Source organism: Bartonella sp. AA83SXKL, from assembly GCF_042196965.1.
In the GTDB taxonomy this organism is placed as follows: Bacteria; Pseudomonadota; Alphaproteobacteria; order Rhizobiales; family Rhizobiaceae; genus Bartonella.
Window position 1 is genome coordinate 1 of the sequence record NZ_JBHIRG010000045.1, and the last position, 5,061, is coordinate 5,061.

The window sequence follows — 5,061 nt, forward strand, 5'->3', positions numbered from 1 at the left end:
AAATGAAGCTTATTAAATCCATTTTGAATGAATAGTGTGAAAAATTCGGAAAATGCTAAAAAGCGGATAAATTTTTTTCAAAAGGGGTCTTTAAGGCTGCTTATCAACAGCCCATGACATGGAATAAGATCAGCAAAGTAGTGAAATTTGCTATTCATTTCACGTATTCATCAAGATAAATGTACTACGTTCTTTAAAATATCAGAATGAGTATTTTGATAGGTTTTGTCTGTTTTTAACCCCCCCAAAACACCTACAAAACCCTCTTAGATATATATTAAAAATTGTATTTATGTGTTATGTTTAATATAGGTTGTTTATTTAAAAGATTAACTTATTGAAATATAATAACTTTTATTTTTGACTAAAAAAATATATAAAGGGGGGGGTAAAAAGACCCCCCAAAACCCCCATACCCCCCCAAAACTAATGATGGGGAGTGCTTTAAAGGTTCACTGTTATATTGTTTAATGTTTTATAAGATTTCCAAATTGCCTCAGTGTGATGTCTTATGACTTTTCACTAAAGGGTGCCATTCATAACGTATGGTAGGTCGACCGCCTTGGGAGTTATTCTCTCCAGAGATTTCACGAATATAGTTACAACGACATAAAAGCTCTAAAGCTTGCTTAACGGTTTGATTGTCTGTTAAATATTTCCAATCACGTTTATAAACATCCCTTGCTGTAAAAACATCGGGTAAACAATCACAACGCTCGACAATTAATTTTGCACGCTCTGCTGTTAATGTATCCCCCGCCGCATAAAGTCTTTTGGCATGACTTAACAGATAACTTGTCCAACGCAACGCTGTTGTGATGGCATAGAGTCCAATTTCTAAACGACCAGTGTCAAGAAGTTCAAAAATCAACGCAAGACTTGCTATGGTCTTTGGCATTTTTAAAAGATGCGATTGTAAGCTTTCTGAGTAACTACCTCCTTTTGCCTCTTTATGAAGATGCTCTAACCATTCATAAAACTTCACTTGTGCTTCAGCAGAAAAACGCATGATCAGTGGTTGTTCGGGAGAACCTAAGCGTTTATCACGAAAAGAGCGAAATACCCCTTCATACTTTTGCCAGACCTCTTGATTGGGCGGTTTATCAACCAATTGCCACTCTTTATTGTCATCGGGCCAGACAATCATTTGAAAGCGTTGCAATAAACCGTCATCGTTTATTCCACGGTGTATGGCTTGAATGAGCGGAATAATGCGTGAAGGTTGAATGCCTCCAATCATGGATAAAGTGACATAAGGGATAAAAATGGTTCCACGCTCTATACGGTCATAAGTAAATTGATCATCGCCATTAAAAGCTGTTAAATAAAAGGCGCGGTCTGATTGATATTCCTTTCTTTCTAGATTGGCTAAAAAGCCAGCCAATTCATCACGCACCATTAAGAGACCACGGGGGTTTTCTTTTAAGAGTTCCCCAAGCTTTTCAACAGACACATCATTGACAATAGTGTCATCTTCATTTTTACGAGTAGAAACTAAGCGGTGTGCAAAGTGCATTATGCAATCATATTCGCAATATTAGAAAAATAATAATTTATCATTATTTACTGATACGGAGCGCAGTATTGTAGAAAATAATTTTCTTCAATTACAAAATAAATAAAAATACAGTTGATTAAGGAAATTTTTTCTTTGTATGGAGCACACGTAAAATACGCACAACGCCATTTGAAATATCATAAATCATGATATAATTTGGATGTACAATAAGTTCACGTGTATTTACAATTCGTCCTAAACGACCAAGGGTAGGAAATTTAACAAGTTTTTCTACTTTTTCAGATAAAAGTTGATCAAACTTTAAGGCAGCGGAAGGATTATCTTGTGATATGTATTCACGTATCTTTTTGCGGTCAACGTGTGCTACTTGTGTCCAAATTAGCTTCATAAAGTTGATCTATCTAGTTTACTTTGTGTCTTTAAGCGCCATTCTTTTGCTTCTGCTTCGATTTCTTCAGAAGACATTATATCACTTGCATTAGCAGAATTTATCCCTAATTGAACTTGTTCCCGAAACCATAAATCGTATGCACTTTTTTCTTTTTGTTCTTTTACGATATCGCGCATATAATCGCGCAATAATTGTGCACCAGATCTATCACACGCCTTTGCTGCTTTGGAAAATTCATTTTTTAATACATCATCGACGCGAAAGGTAAATGTTGTCTCAGCCATTTTACGACCACTTAATGTGTTACAAAGTAGTTCTAATGTAATGTATTTTTACTGTTTCTTCAATAGGTACTATTAGAATAGATATTTTATATCTATTTTGCATTTTCATAGGGTTGAAAGAGAAGCCCATAAATCAACGGGCTCTGATAACAACCCAGACAGCAGAGACAGCCCCGTTTCAATGCCTTCACAAATGACCAGATGTTTTGGATTGGCTTGGCTTAAATGCACCCCACCACCCGTTACAGATCCCAACATGGCTTTTGCTGGTTTCTGATCTGTTTTGCAGCCATTGTCTTTTAAAAAGGTTCTATGAATGGCAAAGGAACCAGCCCCCTTAACAAGAGCAATCAACGCGGGCAATGTACCCCCAGAGGGGTGTAGACATTTGTCGTAAAAGCGTAAATCTGTAGGCAAATCACATGTAATACCCCGCATACGTAAATAGGTTTCTGCTAAAGTATTTTTGATTGGTTGGCTTTGTTGCCAAATTGCTCTTTCTGCTTTCCTTTTTGCTTGTTTGAGATCAGCACAAAACTGTTTTGAGAAAGAGAGCGTCTGATCATAAGCTTGTTTTCCAAGCAATCCAATTCTAATAAGCGCTTGTATGATCTCTCTAAAAGAGCAGCCAGCATAACAATAGAGTAAAAGACGCCCATCATGTCCATTGGCAAGGGATAAGCTAGGCAGCCTATCATCATGAGCAGGGCAACGGGCTGTTCCATAACGCCCATGCCAAACCCCGCGCAAGGCACGTGTGATACTTTGCGCATTCTTAAAAGAACACATCATTTTTAATCCTATAACGTTGCGTCATAGGACGGATTGTGCTATCTTTAGAGTGATGAGTTTGAGAAAGCCTTGTCCGTCCTTACGTGACAAGGTTTTTTTATGCCGCGTCACTTTGACGTTGCTGTTTTGCTTGCTCGATGACATTCAAAAGATCCGATTGTAACCAACGGGATAAAAAACCAAATTTTAAAGGTTTTGGGAGAGAGCCATTAGTAACATGACGGCGGAATGTTGAAACACTCATATGAAGCAATTTTGCACTTTCACGGTCTGTTAAAAGAATATCATTTTCTGTCATTCTAAAATCCTTTCATAATAAAAAATAGAAACAAATCATGCCTATTTATTAAGCACATTTTGGTTCATTTTTGAAGGTATTTTATTTATAGAAAACAATATATTATCATATAAATTCTAATGTGATAATTTATGAGTTTTATTGAGAAAGAATGAGTGAGAAGAGAGAGAAAGTTATCCACAGATCATGGGGTTATGCACCCCATATCTTAAGATTGACCAGTGACATAAGCCGCCCATTTATCCATATAGACACGGCGCTGTTCTAAATAATCAGTACGACGATAGGCACGCTCTACTTTGCCGCCAACTGTATGACTTAGAATAGTTTCAGCGACCTCATAGGGAGCATCGGTTGTTTCAGCAAGCCAATTGCGTAAACTAGAACGAAAACCATGCGGGCAGGCTTCAAGTTTATTGTCTCTCATATATTTTGCCATACAATTCTCAGCAAGGGGAGCACGACCGGAAAAAGACAGAATGAAATTACTTTTGGAAATACAACGGGCTTGTTTAATCACTTTTAGCGCTTCAGATGATAGAGGTACGCGAAATTCTGTTGTAGCGTCACGCAAACCTTTCATATTCTCAGCAGGAATAGTCCATACATCATCTTCAATCTGATCTTCACGAATATGACGCAAAGGGTTGGTACGAACGCCTGTCAGGATAAGCAAGCGCAAAGCCAGTTGTGTTATGTTTTGTGTTTTACAGAGTAACTGATAAAAGGCGGGAACATCTTTCCAATCCATTGCAGGTCTATTAGTGGTTTTATGACGTTGTTTACCTAAGAGCGCGCGTGCTTTTTCTGTTGCTTGTAAATCAACATCTACCCCTAATGCAGCCGCATGTTTGAGACAAAGATTAAGACGATTTAGTGCTTTCTCTGCTGTTGCAGCTTTTGTATGCCAGATAGGAGCAAGGGTATTGCGTATCTCTGTTTGTGTAATCTCTGAAACGGGCAGACAGCCCAATTTAGGGAGAATATGAAGGCGTAATGGTAAAAACCAATCACAAGCTTTACCATCTCTTTTTAATTCAGCTTTACGGCTTTCAAAAGCATCTAAAGCAATGTTTTTTAAATAATGAAGATTACGCATTGCCTCACGCTTTTGTTTATCGCGTTCTTTAATGGGGTCACGACCCTCATGTAAAACAGCACGCCATTGGTTTGCCAATTCACGGGCTTTTTTTAAAGAGACATGTCTTAAGGCGCCCAAGCCCATTTCACGGCGCCGACCGTGAATGGTATAACGATAAAGCCATTGAGCACCACCATCTTTACGCTTATGGAGGATCAAGCCGGCACCATCATTATATTTGCCAGCTCCCAATGTTGCGACAGCCCTTGCGTTAAGACGATTCATAAGAACCATTTTCATTCCTTTCTTATACAGTTTTACCCACACGCCAGCCCCGCTTATGCCGTGCAAGCAAATGGGTTTGTTTGATTCAATATAAACAGACTTGAAATGAGAGAATCTTACGTTATTCGAGACTCTCATTCAACATACAAAACAGTGAATTATCATTATAAATCAGTGTGTTGTAGGTTTACAGAAAAAGACAAGCCGCCGCGTTTACCTTGGTTTATCAGGAGCCCCTTTGCTAATTTTTTATATTATTCAACGCCTATAACAGACGGTCTGAATGACAGAGAGCATCATGAACATCATCTCATGGCAGAGAGGGTTGGTGGTGTTGAAACGCGCCCCGTTAATGTGAGTGTAATTTATGGGATCAAGACATGAGGAGTTGAAATGTCATTAAAACCGTTT

4 protein-coding genes and 3 pseudogenes are annotated in these 5,061 nt (G+C 38.3%); 1 reads left to right on the forward strand and 6 read right to left on the reverse strand.

Annotation, left to right across the window (positions count from 1 at the left end; translation table 11 throughout):
- Positions 1-496: 496 nt before the first annotated feature.
- The 6 genes and pseudogenes from ACFINO_RS09005 to ACFINO_RS09030 form a co-directional block, all read right to left on the reverse strand.
- Positions 497-1,495, reverse strand: a pseudogene (locus ACFINO_RS09005) (DUF3987 domain-containing protein); the annotation flags it as partial.
- Positions 1,496-1,634: 139 nt separating this feature from the next.
- Positions 1,635-1,907 (reverse strand): type II toxin-antitoxin system RelE/ParE family toxin, encoded by a 273-nt coding sequence (locus ACFINO_RS09010; protein WP_375610964.1) that lies wholly within the window; start codon positions 1,905-1,907, stop codon positions 1,635-1,637.
- Positions 1,904-2,194: a CopG family ribbon-helix-helix protein gene (locus tag ACFINO_RS09015; RefSeq protein WP_375610963.1), complete on the reverse strand. Its 291-nt coding sequence runs from the start codon at positions 2,192-2,194 to the stop codon at positions 1,904-1,906. The genes ACFINO_RS09010 and ACFINO_RS09015 overlap by 4 nt, the downstream gene beginning before the upstream one ends.
- A gap of 111 nt (positions 2,195-2,305) precedes the next feature.
- Positions 2,306-2,986, reverse strand: a pseudogene (locus tag ACFINO_RS09020) (virulence-associated protein E); the annotation flags it as partial.
- A gap of 97 nt (positions 2,987-3,083) precedes the next feature.
- Positions 3,084-3,284 carry an AlpA family transcriptional regulator gene (locus ACFINO_RS09025; protein ID WP_007347209.1) on the reverse strand — a complete coding sequence of 67 codons (201 nt, stop codon included), beginning with the start codon at positions 3,282-3,284 and terminating at the stop codon, positions 3,084-3,086.
- Positions 3,285-3,492: 208 nt separating this feature from the next.
- Positions 3,493-4,659 carry a tyrosine-type recombinase/integrase gene (locus tag ACFINO_RS09030; RefSeq protein WP_375655495.1) on the reverse strand — a complete coding sequence of 389 codons (1,167 nt, stop codon included), beginning with the start codon at positions 4,657-4,659 and terminating at the stop codon, positions 3,493-3,495.
- Between the two features lie 177 nt (positions 4,660-4,836).
- Between ACFINO_RS09030 and ACFINO_RS09035 the strand changes: the two are divergent.
- Positions 4,837-5,034 (forward strand): annotated as a pseudogene (locus ACFINO_RS09035) (phage tail protein); the annotation flags it as partial.
- Positions 5,035-5,061 lie beyond the last annotated feature (27 nt).

Bases quoted from the DNA above. Each gene is read 5' to 3' on its own strand.
- ACFINO_RS09025 (WP_007347209.1), bottom strand. From the start codon at position 3,284: ATGACAGAAAATGATATTCTTTTAACAGACCGTGAAAGTGCAAAATTG.
- ACFINO_RS09030 (WP_375655495.1), bottom strand. From the start codon at position 4,659: ATGGTTCTTATGAATCGTCTTAACGCAAGGGCTGTCGCAACATTGGGA.
- ACFINO_RS09015 (WP_375610963.1), bottom strand. From the start codon at position 2,194: ATGGCTGAGACAACATTTACCTTTCGCGTCGATGATGTATTAAAAAAT.
- ACFINO_RS09010 (WP_375610964.1), bottom strand. From the start codon at position 1,907: ATGAAGCTAATTTGGACACAAGTAGCACACGTTGACCGCAAAAAGATA.